Below are 21,362 nucleotides of genomic sequence, written 5' to 3'. Positions count from 1 at the left end.
TTCCGCCTCGCAAGGGGCGGAAAACACAATGGAGTGAATATGAGCGTATTACGTTCGTTATTAACTGCCGGGGTGCTGGCGTCGGGCCTGTTGTGGAGCCTGAACGGAATTACCGCTACCCCTGCGGCGCAGGCATCTGGTGATCGCTATGAAGTTACCCAGCAGCGTAACCCGGATGCCGCCTGTCTGGACTGTCATAAACCAGATACCGAAGGTATGCATGGCAAACATGCTTCCGTTATCAACCCGAATAACAAACTGCCGGTCACCTGCACCAACTGTCACGGCCAGCCATCACCGCAACACCGCGAAGGGGTGAAAGATGTGATGCGCTTTAACGAGCCGATGTACAAGGTTGGAGAGCAGAACAGCGTCTGTATGTCCTGCCATCTGCCGGAACAGTTGCAAAAAGCGTTCTGGCCGCACGATGTCCACGTAACCAAAGTGGCGTGCGCCAGTTGCCATTCCCTGCATCCACAGCAAGATACGATGCAGACGTTAAGTGACAAAGGACGGATTAAGATTTGCGTCGATTGCCACAGCGATCAGCGCACCAATCCGAACTTTAACCCAGCGTCTGTTCCGTTGCTTAAGGAGCAGCCATGACCTGGTCACGTCGCCAGTTTCTCACCGGCGTCGGTGTGCTGGCCGCCGTCAGCGGCACCGCAGGGCGCGTGGTGGCGAAAACGTTGAATATCAATGGTGTGCGTTACGGCATGGTGCATGACGAGTCGTTATGCATCGGCTGTACCGCCTGTATGGATGCTTGTCGGAAAGTGAACAAGGTGCCGGAAGGCGTCTCGCGCCTGACGATTATTCGTAGCGAGCCGCAGGGCGAATTTCCTGATGTGAAATATCGCTTCTTCCGTAAGTCTTGCCAGCACTGCGATCGTGCGCCGTGCGTTGACGTCTGCCCGACCGGTGCGTCTTTTCGCGATGCCGCCAGCGGGATTGTCGATGTAAATCCGGATCTCTGCGTCGGTTGTCAGTACTGCATCGCCGCCTGTCCGTACCGCGTGCGCTTTATCCATCCGGTCACGAAGACAGCGGACAAATGCGATTTCTGCCGTAAGACCAATTTGCAGGCCGGTAAGCTGCCCGCGTGCGTTGAGGCTTGCCCGACGAAGGCGCTGACGTTTGGCAATCTGGACGATCCTAACAGTGAGATTTCGCAACTGCTGCACCAGAAGCCTACTTACCGCTACAAGCTGGCGCTGGGAACCAAACCGAAGCTGTACCGCGTACCGTTTAAATACGGGGAGGTGAGCCAATGACGCAGACTTCCGCATTTCATTTTGAATCACTGGTGTGGGACTGGCCGATTGCCATCTACCTGTTTTTGATTGGTATTTCTGCCGGTCTGGTGACGCTGGCCGTGCTGTTACGTCGCTTCTACCCGCAGGCGGGCGGTGCAGACAGTACGTTGCTGCGCACCACGCTGATTGTCGGACCTGGCGCGGTGATCCTCGGTCTGTTGATCCTCGTCTTCCACCTGACAAGACCGTGGACCTTCTGGAAGCTGATGTTCCACTACAGTTTTACCTCGGTGATGTCGATGGGGGTGATGCTGTTTCAGCTTTACATGGTGGTGCTGGTGCTGTGGCTGGCGAAAATCTTTGAACATGATTTGCTTGCCCTGCAACAACGCTGGTTGCCGAAGCTGGGGATCGTGCAAAAGGTTCTGAGCCTGCTGACGCCCGTTCATCGCGGACTGGAAACATTGATGCTGGTGCTGGCGGTGCTGCTGGGGGCTTATACCGGCTTTCTGCTATCGGCGCTGAAATCGTATCCGTTCCTCAATAACCCGATCCTGCCGGTGCTGTTCCTCTTCTCCGGCATCTCGTCCGGTGCGGCGGTGGCGCTGATCGCCATGGCGATACGCCAACGCAGTAACCCGCATTCCACGGAAGCGCACTTTGTACACCGTATGGAGATCCCTGTGGTATGGGGCGAAATCTTCCTGCTGGTGGCGTTTTTTGTCGGTCTGGCGCTGGGCGATGACGGTAAAGTGCGTGCGCTGGTGGCGGCATTGGGCGGCGGTTTCTGGACGTGGTGGTTCTGGCTTGGTGTCGCCGGGCTGGGGTTGATTGTGCCAATGTTGCTCAAACCGTGGGTGAATCGTAGTTCCGGCATTCCTGCCGTGCTGGCGGCGTGTGGGGCCAGCCTGGTCGGCGTGTTGATGCTGCGCTTTTTCATTCTCTACGCCGGGCAGTTAACGGTGGCGTAAGCCAGAACAGAGGTGGTTTCTGGACGTATTCCTTCCTGAAGTCGGTTTTCTGGCGTTGTTGTTAAGTCTCGGGGTCAACGTGTTGACCCCGTTGACGGCCTTTGCGGGAGTGCGGTTGCGCTGGCCTGCCATGATGCGACTCACTTGCATCGGCATTCTGGCGCAGTTCGCGCTCCTGCTGCTCGCCTTTGGCGTACTGACGTATTGTTTTCTCATCAGCGATTTCTCGGTCATTTATGTCGCCCAACATAGCTACAGCCTGCTGTCGTGGGAACTCAAACTGGCGGCGGTGTGGGGCGGTCATGAAGGTTCGCTGCTGCTTTGGGTGCTGCTGCTTTCCGCCTGGAGCGCGCTGTTTGCCTGGCATTATCGGCAGCAAACCGATCCGCTATTTCCGCTGACGCTAGCCGTTTTATCTCTCATGCTCGCCGCACTGCTACTGTTTGTAGTGCTGTGGTCCGATCCCTTCGTGCGGATATTTCCGCCAGCAATCGAAGGCCGCGATCTCAATCCGATGCTGCAACATCCCGGTCTTATCTTTCATCCACCGCTGCTTTATCTCGGCTACGGCGGTTTGATGGTGGCGGCGAGCGTGGCGCTGGCGAGTTTACTGCGCGGCGAGTTTGATGGTACCTGCGCCCGAATTTGCTGGCGCTGGGCACTACCAGGCTGGGGGGCATTAACGGCGGGGATCATCCTCGGTTCCTGGTGGGCCTATTGCGAACTGGGCTGGGGCGGCTGGTGGTTCTGGGATCCGGTGGAAAACGCCTCTTTATTACCCTGGCTTTCTGCCACTGCGCTGCTGCACAGTTTGTCCCTGACACGCCAGCGGGGGATTTTCCGCCACTGGTCGCTGTTACTGGCGATAGTTACTCTGATGCTGTCGCTGCTGGGCACCTTAATTGTCCGTTCTGGCATTCTGGTTTCGGTTCATGCGTTCGCGCTGGATAACGTTCGCGCCGTGCCGTTGTTCAGCCTGTTTGCACTGATTAGCCTTGCGTCTCTGACTCTGTATGGCTGGCGAGCGCGGGACGGTGGCCCGGCGGTGCGTTTTTCGGGGTTATCGCGGGAAATGTTAATCCTCGCTACGCTGTTGCTGTTTTGCGCAGTGCTACTGATCGTGCTGGTGGGAACGCTTTATCCGATGATTTACGGCCTGCTGGGCTGGGGACGCCTCTCCGTTGGCGCGCCGTATTTTAACCGTGCGACGTTACCGTTTGGTCTGTTGATGCTGGTGGTGATTGTGCTGGCGACGTTTGTCTCTGGCAAACGCGTGCAGCTTCCGGCGCTGCTGGCGCATGCGGGCGTGCTGTTATTTGCCGCAGGGATCGTGGTCTCCAGCGTCAGCCGTCAGGAGATCAGCCTGAATTTACAGCCGGGTCAGCAGGTGACGCTGGCAGGATACGCCTTCCGTTTTGAGCGTCTCGATCTGCAAGCCAGAGGCAATTACACCAGCGAAAAAGCGATAGTGGCACTGTTTGACCATCAGCAACGTATTGGTGAACTGACGCCGGAGCGGCGTTTTTATGAAGCACGCCGTCAGCAAATGATGGAACCGTCAATTCGCTGGAACGGCATCCATGACTGGTATGCGGTCATGGGGGAGAAAACTGGGCCGGATCGTTACGCTTTTCGTTTGTATGTACAAAGCGGTGTGCGCTGGATCTGGGGGGGAGGATTGTTGATGATTGCGGGCGCATTGTTAAGCGGATGGCGGGGGAGGAAGCGCGATGAATAAAGGACTTCTCACGCTACTGCTGTTATTTACCTGTTTTGCGCGTGCTCAGGTCGTAGACACCTGGCAATTCGCCAATCCGCAACAACAGCAACAGGCGTTAAATATTGCCAGCCAGTTACGTTGTCCGCAGTGTCAGAATCAGAACTTACTGGAATCCAATGCGCCGGTGGCGGTCAGTATGCGCCATCAGGTTTACAGCATGGTGGAAGAGGGGAAAAGTGAAGTCGAAATCATTGGCTGGATGACCGAACGCTACGGAGATTTTGTTCGCTATAACCCACCGTTAACGGGTCAGACGCTGGTATTGTGGGCTCTGCCAGTGGTGTTGTTACTGCTGATGGCACTGATCCTCTGGCGAGTGAGGGCGAAGCGATGAAACAGCCTCAAATACCGGTGAAAATGCTGACAACACTCACGATTTTGATGGTATTTCTCTGTATCGGCAGTTATCTGTTAAGCCCAAAATGGCAGGCGGTACGTGCGGAGTATCAACGTCAGCGCGATCCGCTACATCAGTTTGCCAGCCAGCAAACCCCGGAAGCGCAGCTTCAGGCATTGCAGGATAAAATCCGCGCTAATCCACAAAACAGCGAACAATGGGCGTTACTGGGCGAGTATTATCTGTGGCAAAACGATTACAGCAATTCGCTGCTGGCGTACCGTCAGGCGTTGCAACTACGTGGTGAGAACGCTGAACTGTATGCGGCGCTGGCGACGGTGCTTTATTACCAGGCCAGCCAGCATATGACCGCCCAGACTCGCGCAATGATCGACAAAGCCCTCGCGCTGGACTCTAACGAAATCACCGCTCTGATGCTGCTGGCTTCCGATGCGTTTATGCAGGCGAATTACGCGCAAGCCATCGAACTATGGCAAAAAGTGATGGATCTCAACTCACCCCGGATCAACCGGACACAGCTGGTCGAGTCGATTAATTTGGCGAAACTGTTGCAGCGGAGATCAGATTAATCATCTGGTGATGAAGATTATGTTATTGAGCTGCATAAAAAATAATCGAATGAACATATGCCCAAAATAATCACTAATCAGTATTATTGCAAATTAAACAAATAAAAATCTTTCTATAACAAATGGTTATTCATTAATCCTGCCATAAACTCGCGTTATTATGCATTAATGCAGCGAAAAGCTCTGTTGTTAAAGGGTTGCGCAACATACCGCGCAAATGATACTGATCATAAGCGTTAAAAAAATCTACAAACCAACGCAACACAATTCATGCCCTGGCAGTATGTCACGTTCTCGCGTTTCTGAACGGGGAACGGCGCTCCATTGAGGAAGTTATTCTGATGAAAAATATAAAATTCAGCCTGGCCTGGCAGATTCTGTTTGCTATGGTGCTGGGCATTCTCCTGGGAAGCTACCTGCACTACCATAGCGACAGTCGCGACTGGCTGGTCGTCAATTTGCTCTCTCCGGCGGGTGATATCTTCATCCATCTGATCAAAATGATTGTTGTGCCGATTGTGATCTCCACGCTGGTGGTGGGTATCGCGGGTGTTGGTGATGCCAAACAGCTCGGGCGTATTGGCGCGAAAACCATTATTTACTTCGAGGTGATCACCACCGTCGCCATCATTTTGGGGATTACTCTGGCGAACGTCTTCCAGCCCGGTGCCGGGGTGGATATGTCGCAGCTGGCGACCGTCGATATCTCGAAATATCAGAGCACTACGGAAGCGGTACAAAGCAGTTCCCACGGCATTATGGGCACGATTTTGTCGCTGGTGCCGACGAACATTGTGGCGTCGATGGCGAAAGGCGAAATGCTGCCGATCATCTTCTTCTCGGTGCTGTTTGGTCTGGGGCTTTCATCCCTGCCCGCGACGCATCGTGAACCGCTGGTGACCGTGTTCCGCTCCATCTCTGAAACCATGTTTAAAGTGACTCACATGGTGATGCGTTATGCACCGGTGGGTGTGTTTGCGCTGATTGCGGTGACGGTGGCTAACTTTGGTTTCTCTTCTCTGTGGCCACTGGCGAAACTGGTGCTGCTGGTGCATTTCGCCATTCTGTTCTTCGCGCTGGTAGTGCTGGGAATTGTGGCGCGCCTGTGCGGGTTAAGCGTCTGGATCCTGATTCGTATTCTGAAAGATGAGCTGATTCTGGCGTACTCCACTGCCAGTTCTGAAAGCGTGCTGCCGCGAATTATTGAGAAGATGGAAGCCTACGGTGCACCGGCGTCGATCACCAGTTTCGTGGTGCCGACCGGTTACTCTTTTAACCTTGATGGTTCGACGCTGTATCAAAGTATTGCCGCTATTTTCATCGCGCAGTTGTATGGCATTGACCTGTCCATCTGGCAGGAAATCATTCTGGTGCTGACGCTGATGGTGACCTCGAAAGGGATTGCTGGCGTGCCGGGCGTGTCGTTTGTGGTGCTGCTGGCAACGCTGGGTAGCGTAGGTATTCCGCTGGAAGGTCTGGCATTTATTGCCGGTGTTGACCGTATCCTCGATATGGCGCGTACTGCGCTGAACGTGGTGGGTAATGCGCTGGCGGTGCTGGTGATTGCCAAGTGGGAACACAAATTTGACCGTAAGAAAGCGCTGGCTTATGAGCGCGAAGTGCTGGGCAAATTTGATAAAACTGCGGATCAATAATTGAAGATTGCCGGGGATATCCACCCGGCAATGTGTGGATGCCTGATGCGACGCTTGCCGCGTCTTATCAGGCCTACGTCAGACAGCGCAATAGCCTGATTTAGCGTGATTTTGTAGGTCGGATAAGGCGTTTACGCCGCATCCGACATCAACGCCTGATGCGACGATTAACGCGTCTTATCAGGCCTACATTAACCGTTAGTTAATTTTTCAAACTCTTCACACCCGGTATCAAACCCTTCCATACAGCTCAGATTCAACCAGTGCAGCGCCTTCTGTTTGTTCTTCTCGATAAAACCTTCTTCACCGTTTAAGAACATCATTCCCGCCCAGTACTCGGAATAACCGGTTCGGGAAATCGCAGAGCTGCGTTTGAAATACCAGGTTGCCTTGTCATCGTCGGCCTTAATGCCCACGCCGTTGGCGTAAATCAAACCAAGCAGCATTTGGGCATCGACGGCAGAGTCGTTCTCCAGATCTTCCGAGGCGTTTTCTAACAGCGAAATCGCCTTTGGATAATCCGGTTTACCCGCTTGCGTATTTACCAGAATATGCGCCAGCGTTACTTCACCTTCTTTACTGCCCGCTTGCGCCGCTTTCTCTGCAAGAACTTTTGCTTGTGGATAGTCCAGACTGACCGGATTGGTGATTTTGATCTGCGCTAACAGCGCGCAGGCATCAGCATCACCGCTGTCGGCGGCTTTCTGTGCCCAATATTCGGCTTTGCTCAAATCGCCGGAGCTAAACCAGCTGTCGGCAAGAAAATATTGTGCGCGTCGGTCCCCAGCCTCTGCTGCCTTTAAATACTGGCTGCCAGGCTCGGAGTCGTTCGCGTGGGCAAAGAATGTCAAAAACAACATCAATGCGATAATTTTTTTCATTTTGATAATACGATTGGGTAGGGAGTAACCAGTATAAAGAGTTCGAATGGATAAAAAAACAGCCTCCGAAAGGAGGCTGTAGAAAGGACTGTATTACGCCAGTGCCGCTTCGCGCAGGCGAGTTTTCAACTTGTTGTACTCGTCAATCACATACTGCTCGGCGGCGCGCTGATCGGCGATCGGCTCGACGCGCACGGCGCAGTATTTGTATTCCGGCGTTTTCGTAATCGGGCTTAAGTTTTCGGTAACCAGCTCGTTACAGGCACCAATCCACCACTGGTAGGTCATGTAAATCGCCCCTTTGTTCGGACGATCGCTGACCTGCGCACGGGTGATAATTTTGCCTTTACGCGAGTGCACCCAAACCAATGCCTCATCTTCAATCCCCAGACGTTTGGCGTCTTCGGTATTGATTTGTGCGTAGCCAGGTTCATCAGCCAGCGCCGCCAGTGCCGCACAGTTACCGGTCATCGAACGGCAAGAGTAGTGACCGACTTCACGCACCGTTGACAGTACCATCGGATACTCGTCGGTGAGTTTGTCGATTGGCGCTACCCAGTCGCAGGTGAAGAACTGCGCCAGACCGTTCGGAGTATCAAACTTCTCTTTAAACAGATAAGAAGTCCCCTGATCGGCATCTGAAGTATCGCGACAAGGCCACTGAATGAAGCCCAGTTCGCCCATTTTCTCGTAAGTCGCACCGTAGAAATCCGGGCACAGATGACGCAACTCATCCCAGATCTCCTGGGTGTTGTTGTAGTGCATCGGATAACCCATACGGGTGGCGATTTCACTGATGATTTGCCAGTCCGTTTTCAAATCCCATTTCGGTTCAACTGCTTTAAAGAAACGCTGGAAGCCACGGTCAGCCGCAGTAAACACGCCTTCATGCTCGCCCCATGACGTTGACGGTAAAATGACATCCGCCGCCGACGCGGTTTTGGTCATAAAGATGTCCTGAACGATGACCAGTTCCAGATCTTCAAAGGCTTTACGTACTGCCGACAGCTCCGCGTCAGTTTGTAGCGGATCTTCGCCCATAATGTACGCGGCACGCACTTCACCATGCGCTGCGCGGTGCGGCAGCTCGCTGATGCGATAACCGGTATGAGCAGGCAGGCTTTCCACGCCCCAGGCTTTGGCGAATTTCTCGCGGTTAGCCGGATCTTTCACGTACTGGTATCCCGGATACGTATCCGGCAGCGCGCCCATATCGCAGGCACCCTGTACGTTGTTCTGACCACGAACCGGGTTTACACCCGCATGTGGCTTACCGAGGTTACCGGTCAGCATCGCGAGGCTGGTCAGAGAACGCACGGTTTCCACGCCCTGGTAGAACTGGGTTACACCCATGCCCCACAGGATGGCGGCGCTTTTCGCCTGGGCATACATCCGTGCCGCCTGACGAATCTCACTGGCGCTGACGCCGGTGATATCTTCAACCGACTCCGGCGTGTAGCCTTCAACGATTTTACGATACTCTTCAAAGCCTTCTGTACGGGAAGCGACGAACGCTTTGTCGTACAGATTTTCTTCAATAATGACATGGCCCATCGCATTCAACAGCGCGATGTTCGAGCCGTTTTTCAATGCAATGTGCATGTCAGCAATGCGCGCAGTTTCAATTTTGCGCGGATCGCAGACGATAATTTTCGCCCCGTTACGTTTAGCGTTAATTACGTGGTTCGCCACGATTGGGTGGGAATCCGCCGGGTTATACCCGAAAACGAACACTAAATCGGTATTATCAATTTCGTTAATAGCATTGCTCATTGCGCCATTACCGACCGATTGGTGCAGACCTGCAACCGATGGGCCGTGTCAGACACGAGCGCAGCAGTCAACGTTATTGGTACCAATAACGGCGCGCGCAAATTTTTGCATTACATAGTTGGTTTCGTTACCCGTACCACGCGAGGAGCCGGTCGTCTGGATGGCATCCGGACCGTACTTCTCTTTGATGGCGCTCAGGCGCTCGGCAACGTAATTCAGTGCCTCATCCCAGGAAACAGGTTCGAGTTTGCCGCCACGCTGGCGACGGATCATGGGGGTTTTCAGGCGCGGGGTCAGGATCTGGGTATCGTTAATGAAGTCCCAGCCATAATAACCCTTCAGACACAGGGTACCCTGGTTGGTTTTCCCCTGCGCTGCCTCCGCCCGGACGATTTTGCCGTTATCGACGACCAGGTTGATTTTGCAACCTGATGCGCAATAGGGGCAAACCGTGACGACTTTTTTCATCGGTCTCGCTCCAGTTAATCAAATCACGCATACGCGCTCTCGACTACAGTATGCATCTTTTATGCCACATTTTATTTGGGGTCATTCCCTGATATTACGGGCACTATTTATTCAAAACTCTGACGAAAAACAGGCTGTCGTCAGTTTTGACGTGACGAAACGAAATACCGCGTGACAGCCATCACGCGGTAGACATTTTATTTTTTCTCGACGACGGGAGCCGCCTGATACCCGCCGCCCAGCGATTTCATCAACTGAATGCTTTGGATCACCCGGCGGCTGTCCAGCATCAGTAATGACATCTCCTCGGCAAGCACTGGCAACCGGGCTTCGGTGGCCTGTAAGCGGCTGGTTAAGCCGCGTTGATAGGCGGCCTCGGCAGCGCGCTGGGTGAAGCGCGTTGCTTCCACGCGTTCAGCCTGCATCTCTCGCTCGTCGTTAAGCGTTTGCAGACGCGTGCCGTTGACGGCAACGTCGCGCACCGCGTTCAGTACTGACTGGTTGTAACGTTCAATCATCATGTTGCTGGCGGCGCGCGTGCCTTCGAGATTGGCATTCAACCGTCCACCGTCAAACAGCGGCAATTTCAGACCTGGGATAAAGTTGAACTGGCGACTGGTTTTTTTGAATAAGGTATCCAGGTGGATAGAATCCAGGCCGAAAAACGCTTTGATATCAAAGCTCGGATAGAACAGCGCCCGCGCGGAATCCACCTGATCTAATGACGCCTGAACATACCAGCGCATGGCTTGCAGATCCGGGCGTCTGGCGAGCAACTCATAAGAGAGTGTTGCCGGAATGCCGGTCTGGACTCGCGGTAATGCCACCGGTTTGATCTCCGGCATATCGCTGGCGCCCGCGCCAATCAATGCGCGCAGAGATTCCCGCGTTTCAGTGATTTGCCCTTTGACGGCGGCAATTTGTTTATCGACGGCCAGAATTTGCGCCCGCGCGCCGTGGAAAGGCACTTGCGCTTCCAGACCGTGCGCCACTTTACTTTGGTGCGCTTTCACCGCGTAATCAATCACATCGCGTGTTTGTTCTAACAGATCGAGCATCTGATAGCTGGCCTGCATACTGTAATAAAGCTGCGCTACGCCCGTGGTCAGCGATAGCTCTACTGCTGCGGTTTCTGCCAGCGCTGCATTATGCGCGCCAATGGCGGCGGCAACCGCTGAGCGATGCACACCCCACAAATCGAGATCCAGTCCGGCAAACAAACCTACTGTGGCTTCCGTATAGTACGGCCCGTCCATCCCCAGTGCGGGCGCATCCATCGCATAAGGGCTTAAAAAGCCGTTCGCCGAGACGCGTTGGCGGTTAAGCATCCCTAACGCTGCCACCTGCAACTGTGAACCGGCATCTAACAAATCGGCCTGCGATTGCGCTTTTTCTTCCCGCAGTTTCGCTTCGGCGAGGGTGTGTGAACCACTTAGCGTCCGTTGGATCAAAGCATCCAACTGCGGGTCATTGAGTTGTTTCCACCACTGCGCCTGCGGCCAGCCGGAGCTGGCAAGATGAATATCATCGGCCAGTTTGATTTGTTCCGGTTTGAGCTGTTGATGAGGCGCAGAATCCTTACGTACCAGGGCACAGCCGGAAATCAGCGTCGTGCTGCCGAGAATGCTGCACAACAGCAGGCGTGAAAGTTGACGATTGATCATTGCGTGGCTCCTTGTGCCTGTTCCGTGGCGGGCGTTAATGCCGGGGCTGTCCAGTCTGGCAAGCGGGCGAAAAGCTGGCAGACGTGTTGCTCCTGTTTTAATAAGGTCGGCAGGATGGCCTGCGAGGCGGGTGTTTCTTCAAGCGTTATTTGAGGAGAACGACTGAGTGCGGTTGCCAGACCGGCAGCGTATTTCTCCAGGGCGTCGGCAAACTGACCAGCTCTGTCCGGCTGTAGTGCGTTATCCAGCGCCTGCGCCGAGTTCCAGGTTGCATCCCAGGCGTGAAGAATATCGCGACCCTGACGAATAACCGTTTGCGAACGTTCAATCAGTAAGGCGCGTTCTTCGCTGTCCAGTTGACGCTCCAGCGCCACGCGTTGGCACATCTCTTCACAGGCATTAAACGCCGCATGCAGACCTATGCGAATTTGCAGATAAGTGCGCAGAGCCGTGACTTCCTGCTGGCGTGGGATCCGCATTACTTTACTTAACATACCCAGCGCGCCAGCCAGTTTTTGCGGCAGGGTGCGCGCTTCACTTTCAGGCCAGACAAAGGTGTAAATCACCGCGGACACCACGGTACCAATGATGATACCCAGGGCGCGATCGCGAATTTCCACCAGGTCGTACACCGGGCCAAAAACATTTTCGAGCGTGGCGAGCGCGAAGGTGACCACCATCTGTGTGCCGATATAAGAAGAGCGTTCAGAGCTGGTGGCAATCCATGCGCCCAACAGGAAAATCGGTGCCAGCACAAACAGCAATTCGACAATATTGTCCAGCCAGGGCATGACCAGTAGCGTGAATAACAGCGCCAGAATCGCACCGCAAAAGGCCCCGCCAAAACGCAGCACCATCTTCTGGTACGACGAACCGACATTTGGATTAGCGACGATCACGCAGGTCAGCATACAGGTGTGAATGCCTTCCCAGTCCACGCCGCTGTAGAAGGTGTAACAGATCAAACAGGCGAGCAGCGTTTTTACCGCGTAGCGCATATAGTCTGGATTGGTAAAAGCGTCGGCGACCATTGATGGCGGTTTGGTGGCGGGCGTTGGCGGCGTATTCGGGTCCATCTGACCCAGTTGCAACAATGTCTGGCAGATATTCTCCAGGTTACATTCCCGTGCCGCCATCGCTTGACTTTCAGTGATCCGCCAGTCGCTTTGCCAGCACTGACCTTCGGCAATGGCATGCTGCAGCTTGTTGATTTCTGAGGCTAATTTTTGCCGGAATTCAATAATTGCCTGAGAATCAGCAAAAGAGGTGGGATCGTAGCGATTCAGCGTCGAGTAAATGTAGGTTACCGTTGCCACACAGCTTTGCCACCATGCGCTCTGAGTACGCCAGTCGGCATCGTCCGCGAGGCAAAAGACATTGAGTTTTTGCAGCGCCAGCGCCTCTCTTTCAATCCGCGTTTCGGGTAGCGGTGTGAGGCTGTTCGTCAGGTGGCTAATGGCATCATCAAGCCGATCATTAAGCGCCTGATGCATCTGCGTGATAGCGCGGCTGGGAAACCACAGCACGCCGATTAACGTCATCAGCAAGGTTGGATAGAGGCCAACAACGATACACCACAGCGTTAAGCGCACGACCACTTCCGGATAGTCGAGCATGGCGGGGAAGGTTTGCCCGTAAATGGCGACAATGGCGACAGCGAAAAAGACCAGTCCCAGCCGATGGGTGCGCATCAAAAACATACATCCCATCAGGATCGGCCCTGCGATGATCAATCGGATCAACGGTTCGCCGTATGACCATTTGTAGATCAAAAACAGGCTGCCGATCTCCAGCACCGTGGCAACCACAAACAAGATCGCGACAAATTTGGTGTAAAACGCGTTGGACTGAATACCGTAAAACAGCACCGCCAGCGATAACGCCACAAAGGGGATCTCGAAGGTCATCGAGATCAGAATCACCAGCAGGCAGCCTACCCAGAGTTGCACGGTCTGCGGCACACGACCTGGCCGCCGCTCGCTTAACTCTTCATGAAAGAACGCCAGCAGCCTGACCACCGGTAATGGCAGGGAGTTGAGCGCGCTCATTATTGTGGCTCAAGATTAGCGACTGCCGAAGCGCCGATGCGGAACATTTCCGGGTCAGGTTTTTCAACCATGATTTTGACCGGAAAACGCTGGGCAACGCGGACCCAGTTAATAGAACGAGACACTTTCGGCAGGCCGCCCAGCACCAGGCCGCCGTCATCCGGTAGCACGCCGTAGCCAATCGAATCCACTTTACCCTCGAAGGTTTTGCCGCTGTCGCTCATCAGGCGAATCGTTGCGGGTGTACCTGAGCGAATATTTTTCAGATCGGTTTCGCGGAAGTTGGCGATCACGTACCAGTGACGAGTGTCGATTAGGGTAAAAATAGGGCGCATGGCAGAAGCAAATTGTCCGACGGAGGTTTTGAGGGAAATGACCCGGCCATCAAACGGCGCGCGAACGGTCGCCATTTCCAGATGCAGTTTGGTCAGGGCAATATCCGCTTCGACCGCCGCACGTTGGGCGACCAGCGCATCGACGCCGCTGACGGCACTGGCGGCTGACTGCGCCTGCAACAATACGGCATTAAGATCGGCTTCTGCGGCGCGCTGCGCAGTTCTTGCACGGTCAACGTCTTCCGCTGAGACAAAACCTTCTTTCAGTAATGGCTCGGTGCGGCGTAATGTATCTGTGGCCTGTTTCGCGGCGGCACGGGCTTTTTCTACCGTGGCATTAACCGAGTCGGCACCAAACTGTTGCGCGTCAACGCTACGTTGGGTGAGCATAATTTGCTTATCCAGCGCCGCGAGGGAGGCTTCGGCTTTCGCCTGATTGGCTTCGTACGGGCGCGGGTCGATGCGGAACAGCAAATCGCCCTGTTTCACCGCCTGGTTGTCGGTGACCGCCAGTTCTACAATGCGACCGCTGACTTCCGGCACCACATCAATGGTATCTGCTGACGCGTAGGCGTCATTAGTTGATGGCGCACTGTCTACGCGCCAGATAACGAAAACAAGGGCAACCAGCGCCAACGCAACCACTAACAGAGCAGGGAATTTACTGCGAGGAGCTTTTTTCGGCGTACTTTCCATGAGCGCGTCTCAAATAGATTAGAAAAATGCCAGCCAGAACAGCATGGCGTAGAGAGCAAAAAGGGCGGTATAAATAATTCCGACAAATGCCAGATTGATATTTGCCCTCTGAATAATTCGCCTCGTGATGAGCGTCAAAATAAGGCTGGCAATGGCGCAGAAAAACCAGCTGGGATAATAAGCGCCGATCACCGGGATTGCCGGAGATAATGAGCATCCCGAAACCATGAAGACGGGAATTATCCAGGCTGTTTTTTTGAGTTGCATCGCCATGCGAGAGAGAACTGTTGGCATATTAAATACATCCTGTCTGCTGCGAACAATATCTGTAGTGAATATCAATATCCATTGAAGGCGTCAGTATGGCTATTTTCTCGATGAATAAAAATAGCTTTATTCAGCCACCGCATTCATAACTTATATATTTTATTTATTAATTGTCTGTATATATTTTTAAAATAAATGCTTTTGGGGGCTTCAGCGCCCCCAAAAGCGAGTGGCATTAATTTGGGGTTACGATATTCACCCACAAATCGAAATTATCCAGACAGGCAATAATTTCTTCCAGTTTTGCGCCATTGCCAATAATTTTGGCTTTCTTCGCCTTTACCAGATCCGCCATTTTGGCTTGTCCGACCAGCACGTCGTGCAGATCGCTGCGGCTCATGTAAAACGATGCGTCTACCTTCGGTTGCAGTACTTTACGGTAGTTCAATACGCTATTGTTGAGTGAGAGGTTCAGGTTATCGTTGTCAGAGAGATTGAAGTTCAGGCTGATGGATTTGCCCGCGGCTTTCTCACTGTTCAGACGAACAGCCATGTAATCAAGCAGCATCTCGACGGTCATACCCTTGATGGTGTCAGGAGAGGCGGTGCTGGCGTGTTCGATTTTCTTCGCGCCCTCACGCAGTTCTTTCGCTCCCGTCAGGTAGAAGCCGCGCCAGGTGGCTGATTCGGCCTGATAACCCAATTGTTCGAAGGTATCGGCCTGTAGGTTTTTCGCCACCTGGTCTCCCGGATTGGCAGCAATCACCTGTTTCAGCAGTTCAGAGGCCCAGCGGTAGTCGCCCTGGTTATAGGCTTCACGCGCCAGATTGATAGCATGTGCGGAACCTCCCAGCGCTTTGACATAACGTTTACCCATATCGACCTGGCCATACGGATTCAGGTTTGCTGGGTTACCGTCGTAGTAGCCGAGGTAAAAGTTATATACCGCGCGAGCGTTATGACTGACGGAGCCATAATAGCCACGGCTGGCCCAGTTTTTATCCAGCGTTTCCGGCAGATGAATCATGTTGCCGATTTCATTCATGGTGTAACCCTGGTTCGCCAGGTGCAGGGTCTGGTCGTGAATATACTTAATGGTGTCGCGATATTTTCCAATATAATCATTGATATGTTGATTACCCCATACTGGCCAGGTATGTGGCATAAACAGCACTTCTGCTTGTGATCCCCACTTATCCAGCGTTTCATTCAGGTAATCGGTCCACTTCGCGGTATCACGGGTTTTCGCGCCACGCAGGGTGTAGAAGTTATGCAGGGTATGGGTGCTGTTTTCCGCTGTGCACAGGGCTTTCAACGCCGGAATATAGAGGTGCATTTCAGACGGCGCTTCGCTGCCTGGAGCCATCAGGAATTCGAAATCCAGCCCGTCGATATTGAGTTTCTCTCCTGTCTTGGTGATAGATCGCGTCGGCGCGATAATTGTCGGGCCGCCGGTAGTAAGCGTAACACCCAGCCCGTTGCCGATATCTCCCTGTGCATTATGCGGGAGTAGCAGGCCGTAAGAGTAAAATGCACGGCGACTCATGATATTACCCGCCAGCACGTTTTCACTGATGGCTTCGTCCATAAAGCCTGCCGGGGCGATGATCTGCACTTTGCCTGCTTTTACATCGGCTTCTGAGACAATACCTTTTACGCCGCCATAGTGGTCAGTGTGGCTGTGGGTGTAGATAACGGCCACAATCGGTTTTTGTGGGCGGTGTTTGAAATAGAGATCAAGGCTGGCTTTTGCTGCATTTGGCGTCACCAGCGGGTCAATGACGATGATGCCCGTATCGCCTTCAATGAAGGTGATGTTCGAGATATCCTGGCTGCGCACCTGATACATGCGGTCGGTGACTTTAAACAGGCCAGAAATGCCGTTGATCTGCGACTGACGCCACAGGCTTGGGTTAACGGTTTCGGGCGCGGGCGCATTGATATCAAATTTATAATCTTCTCCGCGATAATATGGTTTGCCATTAGCATCGCGCAGAATACCTTCATCCAGCAGCGGAGCGATAAATCCACGCTGAGCATCGTCAAAATCCTGACGATCGCTAAACGGTAATGATTTGGCGTAATTCTGATTAACCTGTTGGGTATATTGAGTGGCGGCTTTCGCTTCATCTGTTGCGTTAGCGGTATTTACCATCATGCCGCTGGCGGCAGTTAACGCAATAACAATCCTGCTCAAACGGAATAACCGAGAGTTATTCATATAAATCTCCATTTATCATTTATGTCGTAAATATGTAATCCATGCAAAATACGTCATTTGAAGCTGGCGTTATCATAATTGGGAATTTGCGATTTTAATAAGTGGAAGTGTGAGCGGAACGCGCCATTTTATTAGGCATTTGTGCTGAAGAGGGGAAATTACAGTAGAACTATCATTGCTGAAAATAATATGAGCTGTTTTATGTGTTTATTATATATATTGTACTTGTCGTTGGCACAGCGGGACATTGCGTTACGGTGCCAACGCTTTACTCATGGGGCTTTAGCACAGGACTGTGGCAAAAAACGTTGATGTGCCAATATTGCTGCACCCTGAGCGCCATTAAAGTCAGAAGATGAGGCGGCAATAAAGCGCACGACCTGATACGGCAGTGGACGGCGCAGGTACTTTTGGGTCATGGCAATGAGAGTCTCGCGTGGGAAGGTGGGCATATCCATCACGCCACCACCCAGAATTACCGCATCGGGATCGAACAGATTAATGCTGGTGGCAATGGCTCGTGCCGCGTTTTCAAGCAGACTCTGGACGAAAGGGGCGTTTTCCGCATGGACGAAAAGAGCGCTCAATGGGTAATTTCGGGGCTGTTGTTCGTACCAGCGTCTTAGCGCCATTCCAGAGCAATTGGTTTCCAGGCACCCAGGATTGCCACACGCGCAGTGTTGGGTCATATCTCCCAGGGGGATATGGCCCAGTTCGCCTGCCACACCGTGTGCACCCGTCCACGGCGCACCGTTCATCCACACTGCGAACCCCATCCCCGTACCGAGATAGGCCGCCAGAACCAGTTGTTGCGTAAGGCTGTTTTCTACTACGTCCCAGGAGAGTTGCAGGTTAACGTCGCGGGAAAACTCAACCGGACAATTCAGCGTATTTTCGAGCTTATCGGCGAGATCATATAAATCCGCCGCTGTTAACGGCAGGTTAGGCGTAGAAATAATGGTGCGTTTATCTTTACTGACCAGCGCCGGAAATCCCATCACCAGACCACGACAGCGAGCGTTAAAGCGCCTGAGTTGCTCGTCAATCATTTCGCCGATACCCGACACCAGGTCGGGAGCAATAACTTCTGCGGTCCGCTTTTTTTCGCAGTGTAGCGTTTCACCTTCTGCTGTCCGCAGACAAAAGCGGATATGCGTTGCCCCCATATCCACGCCCGCTACGACGTTATGCTGTTTTTGCATGAGGCTGTACCTCGCTTTTTGCAGCCAGAATCTGCGCGGTCATAATTCTCCATGCTTCGTCGATATTTTCCGCATGATTAAACAGGCCGGAAGTGCCGACTATAAAGACATCCGCCCCTGCCGCCATTAGTTTTTCGTAAGTTGCCTGGTTGCAGGAACCGTCCACCTCAATTTCGTACTCCAGACCTTCTCGTTCACGCCATGCCTTCAGTTCGGCAAGTTTATCCAGCATTTCAGGAATGAACGGTTGTCCGGCAAAACCGGGATCGACAGTCATGACCGTAATTTTATCGGCCTTATGGATATAGTATTTCATGGCCTCAACTGGCGTCTCCGGGTTAAGGATTAGCCCCACTTTCATGTCATGACGGCGGATTTCATCAATCAGGCGGAATGCCTGACCGTTGATAGTTTCCGGATGCAAAGTGATGAAATCAGCTCCCGCACGCGCCAGTTGCGCAATGTAATCCTGCGGACGCGTTACCATCAGATGGCAGTCGAGCGGTTTACTCGCCAGTTTTTTTACCTGGCTTACGAAGAACGGTGAGAGCGTCAGATTCGGCACAAAGTGACCGTCCATGATATCGATGTGAAAGTAATCGGCATGGCTGTCGATAAATTCGATCTGTTCTTTAAATTTCAGCAAATCCATACACATTAACGAGGGGGAGATTTTCATGTTCAATTCCTTACTTACTGATAAGACGGTCAAGGGCGACAGCCGCGATAATTAATCCGCCCATCACCACCAGTTGGTAATAGGTTTGTACCTGCAAAATATTCAGACCGTTGTTGATGGTGCCGATGATCAACCCGCCAATCACCACAGAGAAAATGCGCCCCTTGCCGCCGAAGAAACTGGTGCCGCCAATGATGGCGCTGGCAATGGCATAGGTTTCAAAACCCATACCGGCAAGCGGTTCTGCGGCACCGAGTCGTGCAGTTGAGACGACGCCTGCCAGACCTGCACAAACACCGGAGATGATAAACACCACCAGGATGTGGAATTTCACGTCAATCCCGGAATAGAACGCCGAGTTTTTGTTGCCGCCCAGTGCGTAGATGTTGCGTCCGAGCCGCATACGCGTTGTCAGAAACCAAAGGATGAGCGCGACAATTAGCGAGAAGATAACGGGAACAGGTATCCCAATTACGCTGGCGGCAAAGAAGTTCACGAAGTCAAATGAGAAGCCGTATACCGAGTTGGCATCGGAGATCACCAGCGTGATCCCACGGAAAATGGCGTTGGTACCAAGGGTGATAATAAATGGGTGTAGCCCCGTCCAGTTGACCAGGCAGCCGTTGATCGCCCCCAGTGCGCCGCCAACCAGTACACCGCCAATCAGCGCCGCGAGAAACGGGTCAACACCTGCCAACATCAGTTTGGCGGTCACCATACCGGAAAGCGCCAGAATCGCGCCAACCGAGAGGTCGATACCAGCGACCAGGATAGCGAAAAACTCGCCCATGCCGATCAATACCGTCACGGAGCTTTGCACAAAAATCTGGGTAATATTATTGGTGGTCAGAAAATATTCTGGTGACAGCGAACCAAAGATGGCGACGATGATCGCCAGGATAAAAAAGGTGCCGTATTTATCCCAGAACAGCGCAAAGTTGAACGGTTTCTTCTCGCTCGCTTCGCTTTTTACTCTTGTGGTAAAGCCCATGCCATAATCTCCTCTTCGCTCATGTCATCGCGATTCGTCAGGATTTGCGTCAGTCGTCCTTCGCAGAACACGGCGATGCGGTCGCAGACGGTGATAATTTCAGGTAGTTCAGATGACACCATCAGGATGACTTTTCCGTCGTCCGCCAGTTGGCGCATCACTTTGTAAATTTCGGCTTTCGCGCCAACGTCGATGCCGCGGGTAGGTTCATCGAAAATGATCACTTCCGGGCAACAGCACAGCCATTTGGAGATCAGGACTTTCTGCTGATTCCCCCCGGAGAGTTCGGTGATATTCTGGTTTATCGAATGACATTTCAGCGCCAGCAGTTCGCGTTGATTTTCAGCGGTACGTTGCTCGTCAACTTCATGAAACAAGCCCATCGCGCCTTTATAGCCGCCGTCTTTCAGACTGCGGCTGATCGCCATGTTCTGAGCGATGGAAAAGTTGGGGAAAAAACCGTTATCCCGGCGGCTTTCAGTGATGTAAGCCATCCCTTTTTTCACGGCATCCAGGGGTGAGCGTGGAGAGATATCTTTGTCATTAAGACGGATTTCTCCGCCAGCGCGTTTATCAACGCCAAACAGGCAGTTCATCAGTTCAGTACGTCCGGAACCGACCAGTCCGGCAAAGCCTAATATTTCTCCCCGGCAGACGCTAAATGAGATATCCCGGACCTTTTTTCTGTCACGGCTGGTGACGTTCCGCACCTCAAAAACCGTTTCGTGCGCAAGGTTGCTGACATTCTCCTTCATCGCGTTAAAACGGTTTTGCAGTTCGCGGCCTACCATCAGACGGACGATATCGTCATTTGACACATCGCTCACCATGCCGCTGCAAACGCTGCTGCCGTCTTTCATCACCGTATAGCGGTCGCAAATACGGCGAATTTCCGCCAATTTATGCGAGATATAGACGATAGCCGTACCCTCCTTACGCAACTGATTCATGATCAGAAACAGATAGTCCACCTCTTTATTGGTGAGTGAGGAGGTGGGTTCATCCATGATGATGACTTTGGCGTCGAGCATCAGCGTTTTGGCAATTTCCAGCATCTGCTTGTGGCTGATAGATAAGTTCGCCACTTTCTCATCTAAATCAACTTTCAAGCCCACGCGTAATAACATCATGGCGGCGCGGACACGCATTTCTCGCCAGTCGATAATATTGACACCGCAGATTTTTTTCGTCAGATGACGACCAATATATAAATTTTCCAGTACGGTTAATTCATCAATAACGCTGAGTTCCTGATAAATAATCCCGATACCGAGTTGTGCCGCTAATTTATGATCCAGTTTGTTATAGTTGATGTTATTAATGGTAATGGTGCCTTTGGTCGGCTCATGTATTCCGGATAACACTTTCATTAGCGTAGATTTACCTGCACCATTTTCTCCTAGTAATGCATGTATTTCACCAGGATAAACCGTTAAATTAACCGACTTTAATGCGTGAACCGGACCAAAGGACTTGCCGATCCCCGCCATCGATATATATGGCGTGGCCATAAATAACCTCTCTGCACGAAATATCGTATTATTGCCT

Annotated in this window: 18 protein-coding genes; 7 read left to right on the top strand and 11 right to left on the bottom strand. The window is 52.7% G+C overall.

Going from position 1 to position 21,362, the window contains the following annotated elements; all coding sequences use genetic code 11:
* Positions 1 to 39 precede the first annotated feature (39 nt).
* The 7 genes from nrfB to gltP all read left to right on the top strand — a co-directional run bounded on the left by nrfB (position 40) and on the right by gltP (position 6,589).
* Positions 40 to 606, top strand: coding sequence for a cytochrome c nitrite reductase pentaheme subunit (gene nrfB / locus ACJHWR_RS05315; protein WP_001296647.1), 567 nt, complete (start codon positions 40 to 42; stop codon positions 604 to 606).
* Complete coding sequence (nrfC, locus tag ACJHWR_RS05310) at positions 603 to 1,274, top strand: cytochrome c nitrite reductase Fe-S protein (RefSeq protein ID WP_000220295.1); 672 nt, start codon at positions 603 to 605, stop codon at positions 1,272 to 1,274. Before nrfB ends, nrfC begins: the two co-directional genes overlap by 4 nt.
* On the top strand, positions 1,271 to 2,227 hold the full coding sequence (gene nrfD / locus ACJHWR_RS05305) for a cytochrome c nitrite reductase subunit NrfD (RefSeq protein WP_000195167.1): 957 nt from the start codon (positions 1,271 to 1,273) through the stop codon (positions 2,225 to 2,227). Before nrfC ends, nrfD begins: the two co-directional genes overlap by 4 nt.
* 19 nt (positions 2,228 to 2,246) lie before the next feature.
* Positions 2,247 to 3,965, top strand: a complete 1,719-nt coding sequence (locus ACJHWR_RS05300; protein WP_071788093.1) for a heme lyase CcmF/NrfE family subunit — start codon at positions 2,247 to 2,249, stop codon at positions 3,963 to 3,965.
* Positions 3,958 to 4,341, top strand: a complete 384-nt coding sequence (gene nrfF / locus ACJHWR_RS05295; RefSeq protein WP_001032547.1) for a heme lyase NrfEFG subunit NrfF — start codon at positions 3,958 to 3,960, stop codon at positions 4,339 to 4,341. The genes ACJHWR_RS05300 and nrfF overlap by 8 nt, the downstream gene beginning before the upstream one ends.
* Positions 4,338 to 4,934, top strand: a complete 597-nt coding sequence (nrfG, locus tag ACJHWR_RS05290) for a heme lyase NrfEFG subunit NrfG (protein WP_000812977.1) — start codon at positions 4,338 to 4,340, stop codon at positions 4,932 to 4,934. Before nrfF ends, nrfG begins: the two co-directional genes overlap by 4 nt.
* Positions 4,935 to 5,275: 341 nt before the next feature.
* The gene (gene gltP / locus ACJHWR_RS05285; RefSeq protein WP_000789589.1) at positions 5,276 to 6,589 is read left to right on the top strand and encodes a glutamate/aspartate:proton symporter GltP; all 1,314 of its coding nucleotides are present in this window, start codon (positions 5,276 to 5,278) and stop codon (positions 6,587 to 6,589) included.
* A 191-nt stretch (positions 6,590 to 6,780) separates the two neighbouring features.
* Here gltP and yjcO read toward each other — a convergent pair whose 3' ends face one another.
* From yjcO to alsA, 11 genes are all read right to left on the bottom strand, one after another.
* Positions 6,781 to 7,470 (bottom strand): Sel1 family TPR-like repeat protein YjcO, encoded by a 690-nt coding sequence (gene yjcO, locus ACJHWR_RS05280; RefSeq protein WP_000719886.1) that lies wholly within the window; start codon positions 7,468 to 7,470, stop codon positions 6,781 to 6,783.
* A gap of 93 nt (positions 7,471 to 7,563) precedes the next feature.
* The gene (gene fdhF / locus ACJHWR_RS05275; RefSeq protein ID WP_001300547.1) at positions 7,564 to 9,711 is read right to left on the bottom strand and encodes a formate dehydrogenase subunit alpha; all 2,148 of its coding nucleotides are present in this window, start codon (positions 9,709 to 9,711) and stop codon (positions 7,564 to 7,566) included.
* 197 nt (positions 9,712 to 9,908) lie between these two features.
* Entirely contained in the window at positions 9,909 to 11,375 is a 1,467-nt protein-coding gene (gene mdtP / locus ACJHWR_RS05270) for a multidrug efflux transporter outer membrane subunit MdtP (protein ID WP_000610579.1), read from the bottom strand.
* Complete coding sequence (gene mdtO / locus ACJHWR_RS05265) at positions 11,372 to 13,423, bottom strand: multidrug efflux transporter permease subunit MdtO (RefSeq protein WP_001275230.1); 2,052 nt, start codon at positions 13,421 to 13,423, stop codon at positions 11,372 to 11,374. The genes mdtP and mdtO overlap by 4 nt, the downstream gene beginning before the upstream one ends.
* Positions 13,423 to 14,454 (bottom strand): multidrug efflux transporter periplasmic adaptor subunit MdtN, encoded by a 1,032-nt coding sequence (gene mdtN, locus ACJHWR_RS05260; protein WP_410226675.1) that lies wholly within the window; start codon positions 14,452 to 14,454, stop codon positions 13,423 to 13,425. Before mdtN ends, mdtO begins: the two co-directional genes overlap by 1 nt.
* 18 nt (positions 14,455 to 14,472) lie before the next feature.
* Positions 14,473 to 14,748, bottom strand: a complete 276-nt coding sequence (locus ACJHWR_RS05255) for a YtcA family lipoprotein (protein ID WP_001305715.1) — start codon at positions 14,746 to 14,748, stop codon at positions 14,473 to 14,475.
* A gap of 208 nt (positions 14,749 to 14,956) precedes the next feature.
* Positions 14,957 to 16,942, bottom strand: coding sequence for an alkyl/aryl-sulfatase (locus ACJHWR_RS05250; protein ID WP_001066034.1), 1,986 nt, complete (start codon positions 16,940 to 16,942; stop codon positions 14,957 to 14,959).
* A 272-nt stretch (positions 16,943 to 17,214) separates the two neighbouring features.
* The gene (alsK, locus tag ACJHWR_RS05245; protein WP_001171682.1) at positions 17,215 to 18,144 is read right to left on the bottom strand and encodes an allose kinase; all 930 of its coding nucleotides are present in this window, start codon (positions 18,142 to 18,144) and stop codon (positions 17,215 to 17,217) included.
* Positions 18,128 to 18,823, bottom strand: coding sequence for a D-allulose-6-phosphate 3-epimerase (alsE, locus tag ACJHWR_RS05240; protein ID WP_001361477.1), 696 nt, complete (start codon positions 18,821 to 18,823; stop codon positions 18,128 to 18,130). The genes alsK and alsE overlap by 17 nt, the downstream gene beginning before the upstream one ends.
* Positions 18,824 to 18,833: 10 nt before the next feature.
* On the bottom strand, positions 18,834 to 19,814 hold the full coding sequence (gene alsC, locus ACJHWR_RS05235; protein ID WP_000507105.1) for a D-allose ABC transporter permease: 981 nt from the start codon (positions 19,812 to 19,814) through the stop codon (positions 18,834 to 18,836).
* Positions 19,793 to 21,325, bottom strand: coding sequence for a D-allose ABC transporter ATP-binding protein AlsA (gene alsA, locus ACJHWR_RS05230; protein ID WP_000235247.1), 1,533 nt, complete (start codon positions 21,323 to 21,325; stop codon positions 19,793 to 19,795). Before alsA ends, alsC begins: the two co-directional genes overlap by 22 nt.
* Positions 21,326 to 21,362: the final 37 nt, after the last annotated feature.

It is taken from the genome of Escherichia sp. WS568 (genome assembly GCF_046486085.1).
In the GTDB taxonomy this organism is placed as follows: Bacteria; Pseudomonadota; Gammaproteobacteria; order Enterobacterales; family Enterobacteriaceae; genus Escherichia; species Escherichia coli.
The sequence above is the reverse complement of the archived record's forward strand: the minus strand, read 5'-3'. Positions and strand labels throughout refer to the sequence as shown.